Genomic DNA, 23992 nt, shown 5'->3' with positions numbered 1-23992 from the left:
AAAAAATAATCAAAAATGAAAATTTTTGTAGGAATAATTAATGATTTAGGGGCTTAGATAGATTTTAATTTTGTTTATTTTTCATAGTTTAACAACTTTATTAACAATTTTTTGTATAAATTGATAGCAGTTCAGAAATTTTTCTGAGCGTTTTCCAACTAAAACGTATTTTTTATGAAACAAATTATCTTTAGGGGCCTATTGTTTATTTCGGTCTTCCTTTTCTATGGGATGGTAAATGCACAGCAGACGGTTACCGGGACGGTAACCGATGAGACTGGTCCGCTACCCGGCGCGACAGTTGCAATTAAAGGTACCTCAACAGGAACCACCACAGATTTCGATGGTAATTACACAATTAACGATGTGCCAGAAGATGCTACTCTGGTATTTAGTTTTGTAGGTTACGAAACTCAAGAAGTTCCCGTTGAAGGCAGAACAACGATAGATGTAAATCTGGCTACCGATGCTTCCGAACTTGATGAGGTGGTTTTGATCGGTTACGGTCAAACAACCGTGAGGGATGCTACCGGAGCAGTGTCATCTGTAAAAGCTGAAGAATTTAACAAAGGTATCAACACCTCACCAGACCAGTTATTACAAGGTAGGGTAGCAGGTGTTCAGATCACCCAGGCCAGTGGTGAACCTGGAGCAGGGGCTAACATTAGAGTAAGAGGTACTTCCTCGATCAGGGCAGGAAATGATCCTTTGATCGTTGTTGATGGTGTTCCTTTAAGTGGAGGAAACGTGAGTCCAGGAAGTGATACCGGGCTTGGTAGAAGAGGTTCTACTAACCCTTTGGCGTTTATTAACTCTAGTGATATCGCCAGTATTGATATTTTGAAAGATGCATCTGCAACGGCAATCTATGGTTCCCGTGGAGCTAATGGTGTTGTTTTGATTACAACCCGTGGGGGTAGAAGCGGTAAGCCGCAGGTGAGTTTTAATTCTTCATTCCAATCAAGTACGATTTCGAATGAATATGATCTTATTTCTGCTGAGGACTATCCAGGAATCGCAACCAGTGTTGGCAATCCTAATCCGGATCTTGGTGCTCGTTTAGATCCTTTTGGCTCTATTTTACGAACCGCCTTTACTCAGCAACATGACTTTTCTTATGGATCAGGTGGAGATACCGGAAACTTTAGAATTTCTCTTGGTTTACTTGATCAGGAAGGAATTGTAAAAGGTACCGGACAGGAAAAATATACCGGTAATATCAATATTACCCAGCGTGCTTTTGATGATGTGGTAACTTTTAAATCTAATATCATATACTCTTATATAAAGGACGACGGGGAAGCAATTTTTGAAAATGCTTCTGCAGAAGGAGATTTAATGTCTTCAACTTTGAGATGGAACCCAACGAGACCATTCTATAATGAGGATGGATCGTATAATCAACCAAGTGATAACCAGAGAAACCCACTTGCTTTCCTTGATTATTTTGAAGATAAGACAGAAACATCAAGAATACTTGCAAACCTTTCTACTACGGTAAATATTACTGAAGGACTTGATTATAAATTCAATATTGGTTTAGACAGAAGTGAGTCTACCAGAAGAACTTCTATTTCTAGTGATTTTAATGCCAATAACATTTTAGGAAGAGGTGTAGCTTCTTACGAGGATAACTATAACTTCAACAAATTATTCGAGCATACCTTAAGCTATAATTCAGATATCGCAGCAAACCTAAAACTGGATGCGGTTGTTGGTTATTCTTATCAGAGTTTCGAAGCTAAAGGGAATAGTTTAATTGCTCGTGATTTCAGTATTGCAGATCAGGATAAGTATATTAAGGATATTGGTTATGCAGCTACTATCCAGCCAACCGATGTTTTGGCATACTATAATCCATCTTCAGAGTTACAGTCTTTCTTCGGTAGAGCGAACTTGAACTATAACAGTAAATACTTATTAACTGCTACTTTAAGAGCCGATGGTTCAAGTAAATTTGGTAGTAATAACAGATATGGATATTTCCCATCTGTAGGTGCTGCCTGGAGAATTGTTGAAGAAGGATTTTTACCTGCAGCAATTTCAGATCTTAAGTTAAGAGGTAGCTGGGGTATCACCGGTAACCAGGAATTTCCTGCTGGTTCTGCACAAACACAATTCGGACCAACAGATGATGGCTCAGCAGTACAACAGGTAAACGTAGCTAACCCAGATTTACAATGGGAAACCACCGAGCAGTTTGGTATAGGAATGGATTTTGGATTTCTAAATGATAGAATTACAGGGTCATTTGATTATTTCACTAGAACTACAAACGACCTGTTGTTTAGATTGCCAGCGATTCAGCCGGCGCCTAATGTGAATTACTGGACAAATTTCGATGATATCGAAATTGAAAACCAAGGGTTTGAGATCTCTTTTAATGCGAGCGTTATTCAAAATGAAGACTGGACCTTTGATGTGTCGTATAACATGGCATTCCTTGATAACACTATTTCTAATGTTAGTAATCAATTCCCAATTGGTATCCCAACTGGTGAGGTGAATGGTAGAAGTTTAACTGGACAAAGATCACAGTTGCTTTATGACAATCAACCTCTCTATGCTTTTTATCTTCCTATATTTAATGGATATGATGCGAATGGAGCACCAACTTATGTAGATGTAAATGGAGATGGAACGGTAAACCCAAACTTTGATGGGCCTGGAAGAACTTCAGATAGAGATTTCGTAGGAGATCCTAACCCAGATATGACTTTAGGTATTGGATTGAATGCCACATTTAGAAATTTCGACTTTAGTGCTAATTTAAATGGAGCTTATGGTCATCAGATATATGATAACACTAATGCAGCATTGTTTTATAAAGCAGCGGTTGCTAATGGTGATAACGCCACTTACGCAGAGGTAAATTCAAATGCCGACCCAGAAAATGGTGGACCATTCCTATCTACAAAAGACTTGCAAAGCGGGGACTTCTTAAGACTTAATAGTGCTTCTATTGGTTATACTTTTATGGGTGAACAAGATTTCTCTGTAGACTGGTTGAATTCATTGCGTGTATATGTTGCTGGACAGAACCTTTTTGTTATTACTCCTTATGATGGATTTGACCCAGAGGTGAATGTAAATAAAGCTATTGACGGAGTTCCATCATTCGGTATAGATTATACTTCCTATCCAAGAAGCAGAAGTTTTACGGTAGGAATAAATGCAAACTTTTAATAAAATATTCTTATGAAAAAAATAGTATTAATTTTATTCGTTAGCATTCTTACATTCGGGTGTACTACGCTGGATGAGGAATTGAACGATACAGTTGGTAGTGAAGTTGCAGCTACTACTGCAGATACAGAGTCACTACTCACTTCGGCTTACCAGGCTATGAGGATGTTTGATACACAGGATAACATTTTCGCTTTACAGGAGCACACATCAGATGAACTAGCCGGACCTACTCGTGGTCCAGACTGGGATGATGGTGGAGTTTGGAGAAACCTGCATACACACAGCTGGGCTAGCTCTAATAACTTTATAAACAATGCCTATACAGGTTTATTAAGTGGAATTTTCCGTTCTACCCAGGTTTTGGAATTTGACCCGAATCCTGAGCAGGCTGCACAAGCGAGATTCTTAAGAGCGTTTTTCGCTTTCCATTTGGTAGATAACTTTGGATTGGTTCTGGGTAGAGAGCCTGGAGAAGACCTTACGTCCCCTCCATCTATTACTTTGAACAGACCTGAAGGAATCAATTTTGTTATTGCAGAATTAGAGGAAATCATAGATGATCTTCCAGATACCGGAGACCCATCAGTAGCAAATCAAAATGCTGCTCACTTTTTACTAGCAAAGGCTTACTTGAACAAAGCTGTATATATGGCGACAGACGCAAGTACCAATGCAGCCTCGGCAGGACCTTTCAGCTTCGATTCAGGTGATATGAACACGGTGATCTCTCATGTTGATGCGATCATTAGTTCTGGAGATTATGAATTAGAAACTATGTATTTTGATAACTTCTCTCCAACAAATTCAGACGATAGTTCTGAAAATATATTCGTAAGCCAGAATGACCGGGGAAATAATCCTGCAAATACCCATTCCAGATGGCACATGACCCTTCACTACAATAACCAGCCAGATGGTTGGAATGGATTTGTAACCCTTGCAGAGATCTATGATCTGTACGAAGATGGAGATATGCGTAGAGAGTTTACTCCAGATTATTTCGAAGGAAATACCGGAATGAATGCAGGTTTCTTATTAGGTCAGCAATATGCTGCAGATGGAACTCCTCTTGAAGATAGGAACGGAGATCCATTAGCATTTACAAAAGATTTTTCACTTACCGCTGCAAGTGAGGTAGCAGGAATCAGGGTTATAAAGTATCCTGTAGATTTTGTAAATACTGCATCACCGGGAAATGATTATGTTCATTTTAGATTAGCAGATGCTTTATTGATGAAGGCGGAAGCAATCTTAAGAGGGGGTTCTGCAACTATGGGTGATACTCCTGAGTCTTTAGTTAATTCTATTCGAGTTCTAAGGGGAGCTTCAGATCTTGCTGCTGTAACCTTAGATGATCTTATAGATGAACGAGCTAGAGAGTTATATTGGGAAGGATGGAGAAGAAATGATCAGATTCGTTTTTCTACTTATTTAGATGCGCACCATGAGAAACCGGAAACAACAGAAACATATTTGTTGTTCCCTATTCCACCAGCAGCATTATCTACGAATCCAAATATCTCTCAGAATCCTGGATATTAATTAGATTTTGTGTTCATAATTTTAAAGCCTTTCCGTAATTTGGAAAGGCTTTTAATTTAATACAGCTTAACCCCAAATAGCCGATTTTGAAAAGATCAGTTTTATTATTGTGTTGTATTTTCCTTATTATCTCTTGTGAAGATGAAACCAACATCCTTGAAGATGCCAGGTTTCAGATCTTACCTTCAGAAGAAACCGGTGTTAATTTTAAAAATGAGATCACCTCTACTAAAGATCTCAATATCCTTAATTACCTGTATTTCTATAATGGAGCCGGTGTAGCTGCTGCAGATTTTAATAATGACGGGCTCATTGATCTTTATTTCTCTGCCAACATGGATAGCGATAAGCTTTTTCTTAATCAGGGTAATTTTAAGTTTAAAGAAATATCCAAATCTGCAGGTATTCAACAAAAGAAATCCTGGTCTACCGGTGTAACTATTGTAGATATCAATAATGACGGACTTTTAGATATCTACGTTTGCGAGGTAGGTAACTATAAAACACTTAAAGGGGTAAATAAATTATATGTAAACCAGGGCAATGACCCAGATGGAATACCTTCGTTTACTGAGGAAGCTGAAAAATATAATTTGGATTTCAGTGGGATGTCTACCCAATCTGCATTTTTTGATTACGATTTGGATGGAGACCTTGATGTTTTTTTAATGAATCATTCAGTTCATCCAAATTCAAATTATGGAATGGGAACTACCAGAAATGTTATAGATAGTATTTCTGGAGATCGCTTATTTATAAATGAAAATGGCAGGTTTAAGGACGTATCAGAGGAAAGCGGAATCTTTAGTAGTAAAATTGGTTATGGACTAGGTCTTGCGATTGGAGATCTCAACAATGATGGTTATCCCGATATTTATGTAGGTAACGATTTTTTTGAGAATGATTACCTGTATATAAATCAAACTGATGGAACCTTTAAAGATCATATTTCGGAAGATAACAGTGGTATAGAACACACCTCTCATTATTCTATGGGTGTTGATATTGCCGATTTTAATAACGATGGGCTGCAGGATATAATCAGTCTGGATATGCTGCCTGAAGACCTTACCACCTACAAGGCCTCGGGAACCGATTATTCTTATCAGATATATAATAATTATTTGAATAAAGGTTATGCAAACCAGTACATGCAGAATGCTTTGCAGTTAAATCAGGGGAATTTCAATTTTAGCGAAATAGCGCATCTTTCTGGCATAGCCGCAACAGAATGGAGTTGGGCGCCATTATTTGCAGATCTTGATAATGACGGAAAAAAGGATCTTTTTATCTCCAACGGTATTTTAGGAGCGACAAACGATATGGATTACATAAGCTTTATCGCTAATGAAAATATCCAGAAACGCTTAAGTAAAGGAATTACCGATCAGGATTTAAAGATTATAAAAGAGATCCCTGAAAAACGAACTCCCAACTATTTTTTTAAGAATAGCGGTGAGTTTCATTTCGAAAACATGGATTCTAAATGGATAGAGAGTGAGAAATCTTTTAGTAACGGCGCAGTGTATGCAGATCTAGACAATGACGGTGATCTTGACCTTGTAACCAATAACGTGAATTCTGAAGCCTTTATTTACAAAAATCTAAGCCATGAAAAGGACAGTTTAAATTACCTGCAGGTAAAATTCAGCGGTCCGGTAGAAAACAAATTTGGAATTGGAGCAAAGGTGAAAGTTTATAATGGCAAAAATGTCCAGATAATGGAAAATTACCCCACACGTGGTTTTATGTCTGCAGTTCCACCAGAATTACATTTCGGTCTGGGACAGGTAAATAAAATAGACTCGATAGAAATACATTGGCCCAGAGGCTATGTTCAACGTCTAAAAGATGTTCGGCCAGATCAAAAATTGAATATCAAATTTGAAGATGCAATTGAAATTACCACAGCATCAGATGAAAGGTTGGTAAATTCAGAAGATCTACTATTTAAGAATTCACATAGAGAATATTCATTTAAAGATTTTACCTATGAACCTCTGATCCCTTATTCACAGTCTAATCTTGGACCGAAAATTTCTGTTATCGATTTTAATAATGACGATAGGGAAGATATTTTTATCTCGGGAGATCAATTTAATCCTGGTAAAATGTGGCTTCAGGATGCTACCGGTAGTTTTGAAATTGATGAAAGAATTCAAATTAATTCAAAATCCAAAGAACCGGTAGGGCAGGTATTCTTGGATTTCAATAATGACAATGCGCTGGATCTTATTGTTGTTTATGGGGGAGTAGACCCCAATAATATCGATAAGAATTATCCGGAGCTTTACTTAAATAAGCATGGGGATTTGGAAAAAACGAGGATCCTTGAGAATATAGATATCAATGCTTCTGTAATAAGAGCGGCCGATTTTAATAATGATGGTTTTGAAGATATTTTTATCGCTAGTAATTCAGATTATGGAAGTTATGGAGATAGCCAGGATGCGATAATTCTACTCAATGAAAGTGGATCTGGTTTTGTTAGATCAAATGGATTTTCAAGGTCATTGAAAGATCTGGGAATGGCTTATGACGCAAAAATCGAAGATATAAATAATGATGGTTTACCAGATGTAGTGATCGCTGGTCATTATATGCCTTTAACTTTATTGCTAAATAACGCGAATGGAGAATTTATAAAAAAAGAAATAGCGAATACAGAGGGTTGGTGGAACTCTGTTGTGATCGAAGATTTTGATAAGGATGGTGATCTTGATCTCATAGCGGGTAACTGGGGTCTTAATAGCAGGTTGAAGGCTAGCGTAAAAAAACCTTTAAAGCTTTATCTGAATGATTTTGATGAAAACGGGAAAGTAGACCCTATTCTCACTTATTTTTATCAGGGCAGGGAAACTCCTCTGGCCACCAAAGATGAGCTGGCAAAGCAGATCCCTCAATTGAATAAATCCTTTTTATCCTACACTGCTTTCGCAGAAGCAGACTTTAATGATTATTTTTCAAAAGAGAAAATTGATAAAGCGAAATTAAAGAAGGTCGTAACCCTTGAAACTACTTTGTTTGAAAATAAAGGGAATCTTGAATTTTCGAAAAAGACCTTACCAAGGGAAATACAATTTTCTTCTGTCCATGATATTTTATTAACCGATCTGGATAGCGACGGTTTAACAGATCTCGTCCTGGGTGGGAATAACTATCATGTGAATACTCAGTTAGGCAGGTTGGATGCCAGTAAAGGTTTGATTCTTAAAAATAAAGGTGATCTGGATTTTGAATTAATCGGGAACAAACTTTACATTAATGGAGCGGTAAAATCAATAAATAAAGTAAAGGTTTTAAATGAGGATTTTCTCATTTTCGGAATAAACAATGACCAGACACAGTTTGTGAAATACCCCAAATTCAATGATTAAAAGAACGTTTAAAATTTTGATGATCCTTCTGGCGGTTTCCTGCGGAAGGGATACTGAGCAACCTGAAGCACAGCCTTCCGAAGACTTTCTTTTTACTGAAATGCCTTCAGATTCTACAGGAATAGATTTTATTAATAAAGTTGAAAACGAGAAGGACTTTAATATTTTCAATTATAGAAATTTCTATAATGGAGGAGGAGTAGGAATTGGCGATCTTAATAATGATGGTTTGCCTGATGTTTACCTTACTGCTAATAGAAAAAAGAACAAACTTTATTTAAATAAAGGAAATTTCAAATTTGAAGATATCACGGAATCTTCTGGAGCAGAGGGTAGCAAGTCATGGTCTACAGGGGTAACTATGGTAGATATAAATGCCGACGGGTTTTTAGATATTTATGTATGTAATGCAGGAAACCTGGAAGGGGACGATAAAAAGAATGAGCTTTTCATCAATAATGGTGACCTGACTTTTACCGAAAAAGCAGCTGAATATAATCTTGACGATAGTGGTTTTGGTACCCACGCAGCTTTTTTCGATTATGATTTAGATGGAGACCTGGATGTATATATACTTAACAACAGTTTTATTCCGGTAAGTAGTCTTGGCTATGTTAATAAAAGGGAAACCCGAAGTGAAGACTGGGATATACCTGAAGTGCTCAAAGGCGGAGGAGATAAATTACTAAGAAACGACATTGGCAAGTTCACTGATGTTAGCGAGGAGGCTGGAATCTACGGAAGCTTAATCGGTTTTGGTTTGGGTGTTACCATTGGTGATATTAACGGTGATATCCTTCCAGATATCTATGTTTCCAACGATTTTTATGAACGTGATTACCTTTATGTAAACCAGGGAGATGGCACCTTTAAAGAGCAAATAAAGGATTATATGCAGCACCTTAGCCTTTCTTCAATGGGAGCTGATATGGCCGATCTTAACAACGATGGCTTGCCTGAAATATTTGTGACAGATATGCTTCCCGAGGATGATGCACGCCTCAAGGAAACCGGTGATTATGAAAGATATGATCTGTTTCAGCTAAAGAAAAGCAGGGATTTCTATAATCAGTATATGCAAAATACCTTGCAATTAAATAATGGCGACGGTACATTTTCTGAAATTGCCCATTATAGTGGGGTGGCTAAAACCGACTGGAGTTGGGGGGCTTTGTTATTCGACATGGATAATGATGGCTATCGCGATATCTTCGTGAGTAATGGTATTTATCACGATCTTACCAATAATGATTTCATGGATTTTTTCGCCAATGATATCATTCAGAAAATGAGCATTACGGGAAAAAAGGAGGATATAGATAAGGTCATTAATAAAATGCCTTCTACACCAATCCCAAACTATGCGTTAAAGAATGGCAAGGAGCTCGTATTCGAGAACAAAGCCGAGGATTGGGGCTTAGATAATCCAGGTTTTTCTAATGGGGCTGCCTATGCAGACCTGGATAATGATGGGGACCTTGATCTTATTGTAAATAACTTCAATATGCCTGCTTTCGTTTATCGAAATAACAGCGAAAAGGAACAGCAGAACTTTATCAAAGTTAAAGTAAAAGGTGAAGATCAAAATACGATGGCGGTAGGCAGTATAATTGATTTATTCGCTGATGGGGAAATTATAAGGCAGGAATTGATTCCCACCCGTGGTTTTCAGTCTTCAGTAGATTATGTTCAAACCATTGGACTGGGAGATAAAAAGAAGATAGATTCGGTACAGATCATATTTCCAGATAAAAAACGCATGGTGGTAAAAGATCCGGAATTGAATTCCACTTTGGTTCTAGATCAATCCAAAGCCAACCAGAAATGGTCAAAAAGCTTTGAAGATAAAAAGACCTGGTTTGAAGAAATAGATACGAATTTCGAACCTCAAATAGAAGACCGTCATGTAGATTTTGATTATGAAGGTTTGATTCCTAAAATGCAATCCAGGGAAGGTCCCGCCATGGCCGTTGCAGATCTGGATAATGATGGCAACGATGATGTTTATATTGGTGGTGCTTTTGGGACTTCTGGCAGGATCTACCTTCAAGATAAGGCTGGACAACTTAAACAGATAGCTTTTGACGCCGGTGAGAATTTTGAAGATACAGATGCTGAATTTGTAGATATTGATGGTGATAAAGATTTGGATCTTTTAGTAAGCTCTGGAGGTAACTTCAAGAATGCCAGAACTGGTCTTCGCGTATATATAAACAATGGAAATCTTCAATTCAGCGATTACAAAATAGTGGCTTATTCACCGAATAATACCTCCAGCGTAGAAACAGCAGATATTGATAATGATGGAGACATGGATATTTTCCTTGGCGTGTATACCGTTCCCGGGATCTATGGACTTAAGGTTTCAAGTGTACTTCTGGAGAACGATGGAAAAGGAGAATTTAAAGATATTACCGAATCGGCAGCGCCTGAATTAAAGAATGTCGGAATGGTAAAAGCCGCGGTTTTTGAAGATCTGAATGGAGATGGTCAGAAAGACCTGACTGTGGTTGGGGAGTGGATGAGTCCTAAGGTCTTTATGAATCAGGAAGGGAGGTTTAAACTGAAGGAAAATGAGTTATCAGATTATGCAGGGTTATATAATAGTGTTCTAGTGAAAGATCTTAATAATGATGGTTTTCCAGACCTTGTTCTTGGAAATAGGGGTTCAAATGCCAGCTACCAGGCCTCTCAAACTGAACCCGCTAAAATGTTTGTGACAGACTTTGACCTTAACGGGACAACAGAGCAGGTTTTTACCAAAACCATTGAAGGCCGGGATATTCCCTTACATACTAAACGTGAATTGGCCGGACAGATCGTGTCAATTAAGAAAAAGAACATGAAGTTTAGCGAGTATTCGAATAAATCTGTGCAGGAACTTTTTGGATCTGAAATATTGGAAAATGCTGAAGTAAGTGTGATCAACAATTTTAAAAGTATTATAGCCTATAATGACGGAAAAGCTAATTTCAGAATAGAAGCCCTGCCGCCTCAGGCTCAATATTCCTGTATTTGTAGTATTAGTTCTGGTGATTTTAATAATGATGGAAACCGGGATTTGATACTTGCCGGGAACAATTATTCATTAAAACCCCAGTTTGGAAGGCTGGACGCCAGTTTTGGTACTATATTACTGAATGATAAAGAAGGTTTTAAGGTTGCAGATTCAGAAGATTCAGGATTGCTTTTAAAAGGCGAGGTTAAATCAATGAAATGGCTGAAAGATAAGAATGGCAATGAATACCTGCTAGCAGGAATCACCAATGCCAAACCCAAATTATTTAAGCGTAATGAGTAAAATTTCATGGGGCTTTCTTTTATCAATTTTGATCCTTCTTTCTTCCTGTGCAAAGGAAAAAAATGAAAATCTGGTGAAGGATAAGGATCATCTTTTTACCAAACTGAGATCTGAAGAAACTGGCATTGATTTTCGAAACGACCTTACCGAAACAGATTCTTTAAACATCCTGGAATACCTCTATTATTACAATGGAGGTGGAGTTGCGATTGGTGATATCAATAATGATGGTTTGCAGGACATCTTTTTCACCTCGAACCAGGAAAAGAACCGTTTATTCCTTAACCAGGGAAGTATGAAATTTCAGGATATTTCAGAATCTTCAGGGATTACGGGTAATTCAGATTGGAATACCGGGGTGACCATGGCCGATGTTAATTCTGATGGACTACTGGATATTTATGTTCTTGCCGTAAGTGGAATTCACGGTTTAAAAGGGAAGAACGAATTATTCATAAACAACGGTGACAATACTTTCACTGAAGCTGCCGGGAAATATGGTATAGGATTGGAAAATTACGGGACGTCGGCCTCTTTTTTCGATTATGACAATGATGGTGATCTGGATCTCTATGTTTTGAACCACGCTGTGCATACAGATGAATCCTTCAGTCCTTCTAATATCAGGGAAAGACGATCAGAATCTAGCGGTGATAAATTGTTCGAATTCAGGGATGGAAAATTCTATGATGTAAGTGAAAAAGCCGGAATTTATGGAGGTCCTAATGGTTATGGTCTGGGAATAGCTACTGCCGACATGAATAATGATGGTTACACAGATATCTATGTGAGTAACGATTTTCATGAAGACGATTACCTGTACATGAACAATGGAGATGGGACTTTCACTGAACAGATAAAAAATAAAATGACCCAGGTTAGCCGATTTTCGATGGGTAGCGATGTAGCAGATATAAACCACGATGGCTATCCAGATATTTTATCGGTAGATATGTTACCGGAGGATGAGACTGCCTTAAAGGCATCTGTTGGCGATGAAGATATTAATATCTTAAATCTCAGGATGAAATATGGTTATCACCGTCAGTTTAGCCGTAATATGCTGCAGTTAAATAATCGTGGTGAGAATTTTCAGGAAATAGCCTTGCTAAGTGGAATTGAGGCAACAGATTGGAGTTGGTCTCCTCTCTTTGCCGACTATGATATGGACGGAGAAAAGGATCTTTTCATTTCCAATGGAATCGTGCGCAGGCCTAATAACCTTGACTATATAAAATTTATCTCTAATTCGCAGATCAATAAAAAAAGTAATGATTCTGAATTTATGGATAAGGAGTCTTTGAATTTAATGCCTGAAGGGAAGGTGAATAATTATTTTTTTCAAGGAACAGCCAACCTGGATTTTGAGGATCTTTCTTCAGAATGGGTGATTGCTGAGGCTTCCTTTTCAAATGGTAGCGCCTATGGAGACCTGGACAATGACGGTGACCTGGACCTTGTAACCAATAACATAAATGCTGAAGCCTTTATTTATGAAAATTCGGCTTCTGAAAGGAACAACTTTCTCAGGATCCAGTTGAAAGGGAAGGAAGGGAATACATTTGGGCTAGGGGCAAAAGTATATGCGTTTAATGAAGGGAAATTACAGTATCAGCAGCTCTTTAATAGTAAAGGATTTCAATCTTCCTCAGAACCTATAATTCATTTTGGTTTCGGAAATGCCATGACTGTAGATTCCCTGCATATTATCTGGCCTACAGAAGAATTTCAAAAATTATATGAGGTTAAGACAAATCAAAAAATGATCTTGAGTCCGCCTGAAAATTCAGATAAGGCGAGGTTTGTATTAGAAGAATCTAAAGAAGGCAAGATGTTTGAACCCATAGATAGCATCCCGGGTTTCCTTTACAGTCATAAAGAGAACTCCTATAATGACTTTGATCGGCAAAAGCTTATTCCTTATCGAATTTCAGATGAAATGCCGGTAGCAGCCACTGGAGACCTTAATAATGATGGTTTAAAGGATATTTTTATAGGAAATTCCAGGGGAGTTAAGTCAGAGGTCTATTTACAAAACAAGGCTGGTCTTGAAAAGGCAGATTTTCCATTTCTTAACGAAACTACCAATGCGGAAGTTCGCGGAGTGGAGATCGCTGATTTTAATAATGATGGTAAAAATGATCTTTTTTATGTAACCGGCGGTGGAGAGTTCAATGGAAAATTTGATGTATTAAAAGATAATTACTGGATCCAAAATGATGGTGGCTGGAAAAAGATCGAGCTCCCAGAATATTATTCAGATGCCGGGGTGGTTGTTTCTGCAGATATGGATAAGGATGGCGATCTTGATATCTTCGTAGGAGGACGCGCTATTGCTGGTGATTTTGGTAAAACCCCTGAATCATTCTTACTGGAAAACATAAACGGTAATTTTCGGCTTGTGGAGAATGACGAGCTCAAAAATGCCGGTATGATCACAGATGCGGTTTGGAATGATATGGATGGGGACGATTTTCCAGAACTTATTCTGGTAGGGGAGTGGATGGCCCCGAGGATATTCAAAAATACTGAGGGTAAATTAAATCCTTTAAGTGATTCAGAATTGGATAACTTAACCGGACTGTGGCAGGCAATAGAACCTTTTGATATAGATGGCGATGGTGATCTTGATTACCTTCTCGGTAATTGGGGATTAAATTCCAAATTCAAGGCCTCTGCTCAGCAACCTTTAAGAATGTATTACGGAGATATCGATGAAAATGGAAATTCGGAAACCATTCTTGCCAGGAATATCAATGGTGAATATTTCACTTTTGCCGGGTTAGATGAGCTAACCGCGCAGATGAATTTTTTAAAGAAAAAATTTCCTAATTATAAGAAATTTGCAGGCAAAAATATAGAAGAGATCTTCGGTGAATCCCTTGATAAATCGACGATCCTGGAAATAAGAACAATTGAATCTGGCTATTTAAGAAATGATGATGGAAAAATGGTTTTTATTCCATTTAACAAAAATTTACAATTTGCACCTATAAATACTATATTAGTACAGGAAAATCTTGTACAGAATGCTGAAATAGCGATCCTTGGAGGTAATTATTTTGGTGTCACCCCTTACCATGGAGCATATGGAGCCTTTCCCGGTGCGGTGATTACCTCTGGGGGGAAAATTAAAACTAAGGACAGAACCGGAATTGATTTTACCGGTAAACCTGTAAACAGGCTAATTGAAATAAATATTAATAGTATTAAATACTTGATCGGATTTGTGAACGATGCAGAACCGATAATTTATAAATATCATGATCCCGAATGAAGCTTTTAAATAATACAATATTAGTAACGATTTCCCTGCTTCTTTTTATTTCATGTAAAAAGGATGAACCAATTGTGGTATCCTCTGAAGATTATCATATCGCTGTTGATAAACTTACAGAGATACAGGTGCATGATATCTTTTCACCACCGGTAGCAAGCAGGATCTACGCCTATTCAAATATCGCGGCCTATGAAGCCTTACAGGCGGGTGAAACAGAATATTCCAGCTTAGTAGGACAGGTAAATGAACTTACTCCTATACCTGCACCAAAAGATACTGCTGGTTTGAATCCCAGGATTTCTTCTATCGTTGCATTTTATGAAATTGGGAAAAGTCTGATCTTTTCTGAAGATCGCATTGGCAATTTCCGGGATAGTATCTATAAGAGCTGGGAAAAAAAGAATCCTGAAAGTTTTAGAAAATCTAAAGAATATGGGTTACAGGTGGCACAACATATCAAAGGTTGGATGAGTAAAGATAATTATGCTGAAACTCGTACCATGCCCAAGTTTTCGCTGTATACAGATGATGAAAGCAGGTGGCAGCCTACTCCGCCTTCCTATATGGACGGGATTGAACCACACTGGATGAAAATTAGACCTTTTGTGATCGATTCGGCTAATCAATTTAGACCTGCTCCTCCGCCGGAATTTTCGATGGAACCGGATTCTGAATTCTATAAGGAACTGGTTGAAGTATATGAGGTTAAAAAAGAAATGGATGAAATTGGGGACAGTGATAAAAATGAAAAGCTTGAAATAGCTAAATTCTGGGATTGTAATCCTTATGTATCCACGCAGAAGGGGCATTTAATGTTCGCAACAAAAAAGATCACTCCTGGAGGTCACTGGATCGGGATCACAAAGATTGCCTGTAGAAAATCGAATTCAGATTTTGAAAAAACGGTCTACGCTTATACAAGAACGTCAATTGCAATGGCCGATGCCTTTATTAGTTGCTGGGATGAAAAATATCGTAGCAACCTGGTAAGACCGGAAACGCTTATTAATAAATATATTGATGAAAATTGGTCGCCTGTATTACAGACTCCGCCTTTTCCTGAATATACCAGTGGACATTCTGTAGTTTCGGGTGCTGCTGCGATGGTTCTAACCGATATTTTCGGTGATAATTTCTCTTTTGAAGACGATACCGAAACTCATTATGGTCTTCCTGTAAGGACTTTCAATTCTTTCAACGAAGCTTCAAGGGAAGCTGCAAATAGCAGGTTATTTGGTGGCATTCACTACCGGGCAGCTATAGAGGTTGGTTTAAAACAGGGGCGTGAACTAGGTACATTTGTAGTAGAGAATTTAAAATTAAGCCCCAATAAACAAAGTCTGGCTTCAAATTGAACATGAAAAAAAATCTAATTGCCTTACTGGTCCTTTGCATTGCCGGTCTTGGCTGGTATCTATTTATTAAAAAGTACGATTATCAATTCGAAACTACCGCCAGGTATGGCCCGGGAGCAGTTTTATATGAGCTATCGGAATGGAAAAAACTGAATTCTTCCGGAAACTCAGGAGACATTGAGATTGTAGACAGAACCGACTTTAATTCGCTGACCCAGCGCATTAAATTAGATAGTGCCAATTCTCTTGAGCTCAAGTGGGAGCTGGAGAAATTAAATGACAGTTCAACTGCTATAACGCTTAATGTTTTATCTGATAAAAATAAATTAGGAAATCGTATAGATATTGTAAACCCGTTTCAAAATAGTAGTTATATAGATACTTTAAAGCAGAATATCTTAAGTTTTAAGCGGGAGCTAAAGGATCATCAGGAACAATATAAAATAACTCCGGAAAAGGAAGTTACGAATACTCCTGAAATGGAATGCATTTGTAGTTCTTCCAATAATATATCTCTTACAGGAAAGGCAGCAGAAATGATGCGTACGATTTCAGTTCTGGAAAATTACATTCTTAAGAATAAAACAAACCTACGCGGCTATCCATTTCTAAAGGTAACCAACTGGGATCGGGATAAAGATCTTATAGATTTTGATTTTTGCTTTCCGGTGGAGGATATAAGTCACCTAAAAGAGACACAAAATATCCAGTTAAAGAAATACCCTTCTGAAAAGGCGCTGAAACTTATATTCAATGGGAATTATCGTCTTTCTCATGTTAGCTGGTTCGATCTTATCTCTATGGCTAAAGACCTCGGGCTGGAGGTAGAGGAAGGCCCAATGGAGATCTATTACGATAATCCTAAAATAGATAGTGATCATATGAACTGGAAGGCAGAAATATTCCTTCCTTTAGCTAAATAGAGAGTAGGAACTACGGGATAGCTATTCTCAATTTTTCCGGGATCATTTTGATCTCTATCTGTGTCTCCTTGCCAATATATTCACCGTCTACCTGAAAAGAAACAGGTTTTTTACAAATTACATTCGCTTTTTTTGCCGGGACGATCTCAACAAATTCTGGATCCAGATCGGTTTCATTTCTTAGAGTTTTAAGTATTTCTCCAAGGCTCAATTTCTTGAAGATCAGGATTTCAAATATTCCATCATTAGGAACTCCATTTGGATTCACGTTTGCCCCGGTGCCATATTTCTTAACATTGGCAAATCCCAGTAAAACTGCCTTTGCTTCTCTGCAAAAATCTTCGGTTTCAATAAGGAAGTCGAAAGGATATTCGCTCTGAATCAGAGTCGGGATAGATTGTATCAAATACCCGAACTTTCCTCTAATAGAAGAATTCTCATAATTCCTGATGAGTTCAGCATTAATGCCCAGATCGCTCATATGCAGACAGATAATATCATTTAAGCAAAGCAGATCTAGATCTATATAATGATCTCCCAGGGCGACCTCTATCTGGGCGTTAAGTTCTTCAGGAAGTTCAAAATTTACGGCTAAACCATTAGCAGATCCTGCAGGTATTATCCCGAGCGTGAGATCGTATTTCTTAATGGCTTCTGCAACCATGTTAATGGTGCCATCTCCACCAGCAACAAGTACCCGGTCAATTTTATTCTCTTTAATCTCTGACTGAATTTTTTCTACATCATTTTCTCCGGTAGTCATATACATATGAAAACCCGCCTGGATCTCTGCCATATGTTCCTTTACCCTGGAAATGATCCTTTTTTTGTCAGTATGCCCTGAAATAGGATTTACAATCAATAAAACTTCCTTAAAATTCATTCTGTAATCTTTATGAAACGCCTAAAATTAAGTATTTTGGATTGAAGGAATTTTAAAAAAAGGCCAATATTTTGAAACTAGACCTTAAGTTGTACCGTGGATATGTGAATGATGAAGAACTTGTAGTTTTCGGACATTTATTTGAATCCTGGGCGCCAGATAAATTCAGTATTGATAAGAAAGGTATTAAGCATGCGCATGCTATACTTCATAAATTCAGGATCAAGCCTCTGGAAAATTTTAAGGTCAGACTAAAGTTCAGAGATCTGGACGTAACTACGAAGACCCAGAAGGACGGTTATTTTAGATTTACCATTCCGTATAATACTCCGCTAGAACCAGGCTGGCATGAATATGAAGTGACTTGCAAAATGTATGAGTTTGGGATGATAGAAAAAGGTGAGCTTTTAAAACCTTATCCAAGTAAACTGGCCATAATATCAGATATAGATGATACTTTCCTGATATCACATAGTAATAGTCTTTTTAAAAAGCTTTACGTGATGCTTTCCAAGAACATCAATAAAAGAAAGGTGTTTGACGATGTGGTGAAACATTATACTCGGCTTAGTCAGGCCGGACAGAACAGTAAAGAGGCGACGAACTCCTTTTTCTATGTTTCCAGTAGCGAATGGAATTTATATGATTTCATCGCTGAATTTGCCGATATGCATGAACTTCCGAAGGCAGTAATCAAGCTTAAAAAGATCAAGACTGGATTACGCGATTTTGTAAGTACTGGAAGGGGGAACCACGATCATAAGTTTATTAAGATCAAGGATATTATTTCGTTCTATCCCAACCTTAAATATGTGCTTCTTGGTGATGATTCACAGCATGATCCCTATTTATATGAAAGGATCTGTAAAACCTTTCCCATGAATATCAAAGCTGTTTATATAAGGCAAACCACCAGTAAGCAGAACGGAAAGGTTCAGAAGGTTTTGTCTAACCTGGAAACTCTGAATGTTAGTACCTGCTACTTCAGAGATAGTGAAAAAGCTATCCACCATTCGGAAAGGGAAAACATCATTTAGGATATTACCACAAAGTCAATTTTCCGACCCCAGAAATAATCATTTCGAAAGATTTCCTATTTCAGGTTTTTAAGTAATCTGTCCCAGGCCTGGTCATGGGCTTTTTTATTACCCGGCTCACCATCTGGTTGATGCCCACTTCTCATAAAGGCATGGCCGGCATTATCATAGATCTTATAGTCATAAGTCTTTCCGGCTGCTTTCATATACTTTTCAGTTTCTTCAATAGTAGAGTTGACCCTGTTATCATTTTCTCCATAATATCCGTAAACGGGTGCATTGATATTTGAGAATACTTCTTCATCTTTTGGTGCAGTCCCATAAAATACATGAGCTGAAGTTATATCAGGATTATTTGTAGCGTATCTAAAGGTTTGTGAGCCTCCCCAGCAGAAACCTACTACGGCAACTTCTCCAGTAGAAGCGGGATCATTTTTAATGTATTCATAAGCTGCATTGAGATCTGCAGTAACCTGATCCTTATCCAGGTCATAGATCGCTTCTCTCGATGCATCAGGATTTTCGAAATCTGTGGTTTTCTTTTTCCCTTCCACGGTATTCGAAATAAGATCTGGAGCTATTACGAGGTAGCCTTGTGCTGCAAGTTTGTCTGCAAACAGACGAGCCCAATCGTTCAATCCCCGGTTTTCATGAATAACTATTACCGGTTTTGCTTTCTCCTTAGATTCTGGATAAACCACAAATGCTTCAAACTCCCTATCGCCATGTGAAAGGGTTACCCATTCATGATGCCTTGGAGAATTTGAAAGTTCGCCTGTTTCAGAGCTCTTATCGTTTACCTGGCTCTTTTCATTTGTTGAAACATCTTCACCCTTTTCACTGTTATTTTTACAGGAAATTAGGAGTGAAAAAAAAAGAATCAACAGGAATCCTGATCTAAGATTTTTCATAATATTGAATATTTCTTATCTAAAAGTGCCCGAAGGAAAAACCACCAGACTCTCATGGCCATTTTTTCCAACAGCTGCAACTCCGAATAAATAGTTATCTATTACAATTCCGTCTAAAGTAAATTCGGTAACATCACCTACAAATCTAGAATGTTGCCATTGTGGGGCAGTGGTATCTCTCCAGTATATCTTATAGCCGGCGATATCTCCGTCTACAGCTTCCCACCTTAATTTTGTATTTGGCTCAACGATTCCTCCAATTTCTACCTTGGCCGGTGCGGGTGGTGCCCAGGCAAGACTTGCGAGGTTTATAGCATTCACTGCAGTTAATTTCTTAGCATACTCAAAATTTACACCTTCAACCACATCCCCATAATTAATACCGTTTTCGGTACGGATGTCCTGATGCTGACGATTGTAGTTCTCATGTGCCTCCATGATTCTTACCCCGGCAAATCCAAGGTCATTGAAAGGCCTGTGATGCCCGCCACGTCCAAACCTGTCTAAACGATAGATCATCATGGGGTTCATCTCTGGCATATAAGTTTCTACATGATCATGAATGTATCTTGCCAATTGTCTGGATATTCCATCAACTTCGCCACCGTAGAACCTTCTCATTTCTCTTTCGCGTTCAGTTTCGGTAGGAGGGACAGGTTCAGAAAAGATCCTGAAACTTCTATTATCAATGACTCCGTCTACGCCTTCAATATTTCCGATCATATCATTATTAAGAATCCCGATGATATCCCAGTTATTCTTTTTGGCATATTCCGCCAGACCTTTTCCTCCGAAAAGTCCCTGCTCTTCACCCGACAGGCCTACATAAATAATACTGCTTTCAAAATTATATTTTGATAACACCCGAGCAGCTTCAATAGTACCTGCCATTCCGCTGGCATTGTCATTGGCACCCGGAGCATCTGTAGTAAAATCCATAGTATTGCTGGCACGAGAATCTATATCACCACTCATAATGACATAACGATTAGGATACTTGGTACCTTTTTGAATAGCGACTACATTTACTACCCAGGCTTCTTTAGGAATACGTTCTCCATCTTCTGGAGTCACATAATCTTTTTGGTAAAAAACATCCAGACAATTATCACATTTAGAGGATATATTTTCAAACTCAGATCTTATCCATCTTCTGGCAGCGCCTATACCACGAGTATCAGAAACGGTATCACTGAAGGTATTTCTTGTTCCGAAGCCAGCCAGTTTTCTAATATCGTGTTCAATACTATCTGCTGAGACTTCATCTATGATATCATATAATCGTTGATCGGTTTCCTGGGCATTAGCAAAAAAGGTTAATCCAGATAGGGTAATAAAAGTTAGGATTTTTCGAGGGGATAATTTCATATTTTTCTTTTTATGAGCCTTCTAAAATACAGAAGTTTTGAGGATATAAAAAAGAATGCCCCGAGAAGTCTCCCCGGGGCATTGAAATATAATATTTTCTATGAATTAACTCGCTACGTCGTGCATTTCTGCTTTAGCCTTGTTAATTTTCTCTTCAGATTTAGAACTTGCTAAATTTGCTTTTGTTCTGGCTTTAAGAGCGTCTACTTTATGATTTATTGAATCTGTAAAGTCGTGGATACTTTTGTTAGCGCCTTTGATATAATCATCTCCTTTTTCAGTGATAGCCTTACGGGTATCTTTTCCTTTTTTAGGTGCGTATAAAAGCCCAACTACTGCTCCTGCAACAGCTCCGGAAACTAATCCTAATAACAATTTTCCTGATTTCATAGTATTTGGTTTTAAATTGGTTCGATTTAAATTCATATGATAAAATTAAGCAGAAAACAGGTCGCTACAATAGCTGATGAGTTAATGTATATTTAAACTTTCAGCTTAATTCCTAATTAATTTAACATTGAATTTTTACTAGAGATTTTCTTTGAATTTTTCAAGTAAAGTTCGAACCTTAGGCGTGCCTTCCACGTAATATCTGGCGCTGGTTTTTTTAATACCAACCTTCACAGTATAGGAAGATTCAGGTAATTCCTGGAACATATATTCATCTGTCCAGTCGTCTCCAATTGCAAAAATGAAATCATAGTCCTTGCCGATCAGTTTTTTTGAAGATGCTTTCCCTTTATTTACATCGCTGCTTTTAATTTCCAGTACTTTATTTCCTTCTAGCACACTCAAACCGCGGTTGGAGATCAATTCTTTGAGCACCGTACTAAGTTCATTGGCACGAATCTCACCTAATTCCGGATCTGCTTTTCTATAATGCCAGGCCAGTGAATAATTCTTCTCTTCGATAAAAGTACCGGGAGTTCTGTCTACAAAATTTTCGATCACAGGTCTTACGGCGTCCATCCATTCACTTTTTACATTTTCAGATAATTCCCATTCCCCGTCGATCTGCCTCATCCAGACTCCATGTTCAGAAATAAGTTCTACAGGAACATCTTTCCACCAGCTTCCCAAAGTATGTTTATCGCGTCCACTAATAAGTATTACATCGGTATTCTCTTGCGCATTAAGAGATCGTATCAATTCTTTTAGGTCCTCATCTGGACGTGCGTTTTCTGGTTTATCCACAAAATTCACCAGGGTACCATCGTAATCTATAAAGAGGACTCTTCTTTTAGCATTTCTAAATTGTTCCATGATATCTTCAGAAATATCTGGTGTGATTCTAATAGATTTAAAGGAATCACGGTTCTCTTTGGTAGCCCGAAGAGCTTTCATAAAATCATTAGCCCATTTTTCAACACTATATCTTCGAAGCCTTTTCTGAAGCATTTTATTTCTCTCGATCTGTTCCTCCTTAGGCATCTCAAAGGCTGTTTTGAGAGCTTCTGAAACCTGCTCGAAATTATTAGGGTTTATTATTAGAGCTTCATTCATTTCGTGAGCGGCACCGGCCATTTCACTTAGAATAAGAACCCCGGTGTGATTTGTCCTGGTGGCAATATATTCTTTCGCTACGAGGTTCATACCGTCACGAATAGGCGTGAGCAGTGCAATATCACAGGTAGTATAAAGGTCTATCAGGTTATTGAAAGGCATGGAACGATAGAAATACCAGATTGGAGTCCAACTCACTGTCGAGAATTTACCGTTTATTCTACCAACCAGTTCGTCTATTTCCCTCTTTAATCTTCTATACTGCGGAACATTTGATCTTGAAGGCACCGCGAGCATCACAAGTCTAACTTTTTCAATATATTCAGGATTCTTATCCAGGAAATATTCGTAAGCCCTAATCCTGTGGGCAATACCTTTGGTGTAATCCAGGCGGTCTATGCTCAGGATCATCTTGGCATCTGGTGTTGCTTCCAGGTGATGATCCAGTCTTCTTTGCAATTCAGATTGATCTGCCGAGGTACTTTCAAAATGATCCAGGGCAGCCTGCTCAAATTTTTTATAATCTATCCCCATCGGGAATGAGTCGACCTTTACAATTCTGTCTGGCAAAGTGATCTCATTAAAATCTACCTGGTGCCTCAAAATACGACTCACCGAACTTAAAAAGTGACGTTCATAGTCATAGGTGTGAAAACCAATGAGGTCTGCACCAAGAACCCCTTTTAAGACTTCATCTCTCCATGGCAGAGTTCTGAAGACCTCGTAAGAAGGAAATGGAATATGGTTAAAGAAACCAATAACCGCTTCAGGTCTTTGTTCTCTTATCATGTTTGGAACTAAGAGCAATTGGTAATCATGTACCCAGATAACATCGCCTTCTTCATAATGCTTCAGGATCTCATCTGCATATTTCTGATTAACCTGCTTGTAGATTCTCCAGTATTCATCATCAGACTCTGTATATTCCATAAAATAATGGAAAAGAGGCCAGATGGTACGGTTGCTGAAACCATAATAAAAACCATCGATCTCATTTGAAGTTAAATGAACAGCCACGCAATTCTCTTCTCTGGCTTTTTTCTGAACATCTTCTTTAAGATCTGCAGGTATTTCTTCTTCAGTTAATCCGGGCCATCCAATCCAAACACTATCTCCATCCTTATGAAATGATTTTAAACCAGTTGCGAGTCCTCCTACACTTGGAGTAACATCCAGTTTGCCATTTTCAATTGAAATTTGCAGTGGTAATCGGTTGGAAATAATGATTGTTTTACTCATAATTATATGTAAATGCTGTTGTGACGAATTTGATTTTTACTAAATTTCCGAAAATCATTTTAGACAGCAATTGATTTATAAGAA

The 23992-nt window shown here is 38.1% G+C and carries 13 protein-coding genes; 8 read left to right on the top strand and 5 right to left on the bottom strand.

The genetic code is table 11. The features are described 5' to 3' along the window. The first annotated feature begins 174 nt into the window (after positions 1 to 174). From G3I01_RS15540 to G3I01_RS15510, 7 genes are all read left to right on the top strand, one after another. The gene (locus G3I01_RS15540; protein WP_219549364.1) at positions 175 to 3186 is read left to right on the top strand and encodes a TonB-dependent receptor; all 3012 of its coding nucleotides are present in this window, start codon (positions 175 to 177) and stop codon (positions 3184 to 3186) included. A 12-nt stretch (positions 3187 to 3198) separates the two neighbouring features. Then, complete coding sequence (locus tag G3I01_RS15535; protein WP_219549362.1) at positions 3199 to 4731, top strand: RagB/SusD family nutrient uptake outer membrane protein; 1533 nt, start codon at positions 3199 to 3201, stop codon at positions 4729 to 4731. Positions 4732 to 4817: 86 nt separating this feature from the next. Beyond that, a complete protein-coding gene (locus G3I01_RS15530; RefSeq protein WP_219549360.1) occupies positions 4818 to 8108 on the top strand; it encodes a VCBS repeat-containing protein in 3291 nt (1096 codons plus the stop codon). Continuing rightward, positions 8101 to 11409 carry a VCBS repeat-containing protein gene (locus G3I01_RS15525; RefSeq protein ID WP_219549358.1) on the top strand — a complete coding sequence of 1103 codons (3309 nt, stop codon included), beginning with the start codon at positions 8101 to 8103 and terminating at the stop codon, positions 11407 to 11409. The genes G3I01_RS15530 and G3I01_RS15525 overlap by 8 nt, the downstream gene beginning before the upstream one ends. Then, entirely contained in the window at positions 11402 to 14686 is a 3285-nt protein-coding gene (locus tag G3I01_RS15520) for a VCBS repeat-containing protein (protein ID WP_219549356.1), read from the top strand. The genes G3I01_RS15525 and G3I01_RS15520 overlap by 8 nt, the downstream gene beginning before the upstream one ends. After that, a complete protein-coding gene (locus G3I01_RS15515; RefSeq protein WP_219549354.1) occupies positions 14683 to 16044 on the top strand; it encodes a vanadium-dependent haloperoxidase in 1362 nt (453 codons plus the stop codon). Before G3I01_RS15520 ends, G3I01_RS15515 begins: the two co-directional genes overlap by 4 nt. Positions 16045 to 16046: 2 nt before the next feature. Next, positions 16047 to 16967, top strand: a complete 921-nt coding sequence (locus G3I01_RS15510; RefSeq protein ID WP_219549352.1) for a hypothetical protein — start codon at positions 16047 to 16049, stop codon at positions 16965 to 16967. A 10-nt stretch (positions 16968 to 16977) separates the two neighbouring features. Here the strand turns inward: G3I01_RS15510 and G3I01_RS15505 are convergent, their stop codons facing one another. After that, positions 16978 to 17850, bottom strand: a complete 873-nt coding sequence (locus tag G3I01_RS15505) for a YegS/Rv2252/BmrU family lipid kinase (RefSeq protein ID WP_219549350.1) — start codon at positions 17848 to 17850, stop codon at positions 16978 to 16980. A 71-nt stretch (positions 17851 to 17921) separates the two neighbouring features. Here G3I01_RS15505 and G3I01_RS15500 point away from each other — a divergent pair, with 71 nt between their 5' ends. Then, the gene (locus G3I01_RS15500; protein WP_219549348.1) at positions 17922 to 18887 is read left to right on the top strand and encodes an App1 family protein; all 966 of its coding nucleotides are present in this window, start codon (positions 17922 to 17924) and stop codon (positions 18885 to 18887) included. A gap of 56 nt (positions 18888 to 18943) precedes the next feature. Here G3I01_RS15500 and G3I01_RS15495 read toward each other — a convergent pair whose 3' ends face one another. The 4 genes from G3I01_RS15495 to G3I01_RS15480 all read right to left on the bottom strand — a co-directional run bounded on the left by G3I01_RS15495 (position 18944) and on the right by G3I01_RS15480 (position 23908). Then, positions 18944 to 19798 (bottom strand): dienelactone hydrolase family protein, encoded by an 855-nt coding sequence (locus G3I01_RS15495; RefSeq protein WP_219549346.1) that lies wholly within the window; start codon positions 19796 to 19798, stop codon positions 18944 to 18946. Positions 19799 to 19813: 15 nt separating this feature from the next. Further along, positions 19814 to 21166, bottom strand: coding sequence for a M28 family metallopeptidase (locus G3I01_RS15490; protein ID WP_219549344.1), 1353 nt, complete (start codon positions 21164 to 21166; stop codon positions 19814 to 19816). 105 nt (positions 21167 to 21271) lie between these two features. Then, a complete protein-coding gene (locus G3I01_RS15485; protein ID WP_257710649.1) occupies positions 21272 to 21556 on the bottom strand; it encodes a YtxH domain-containing protein in 285 nt (94 codons plus the stop codon). A gap of 138 nt (positions 21557 to 21694) precedes the next feature. Beyond that, positions 21695 to 23908, bottom strand: coding sequence for a bifunctional alpha,alpha-trehalose-phosphate synthase (UDP-forming)/trehalose-phosphatase (locus tag G3I01_RS15480; RefSeq protein ID WP_219549340.1), 2214 nt, complete (start codon positions 23906 to 23908; stop codon positions 21695 to 21697). Between the last annotated feature and the right edge of the window lie 84 nt (positions 23909 to 23992).

It is taken from the genome of Gramella sp. MT6, assembly GCF_019357415.1.
Taxonomy (GTDB): Bacteria; Bacteroidota; Bacteroidia; order Flavobacteriales; family Flavobacteriaceae; genus Christiangramia.
Note: the sequence above shows the minus strand (reverse complement) of the source record. Positions and strands in the feature narration are given on the sequence as shown.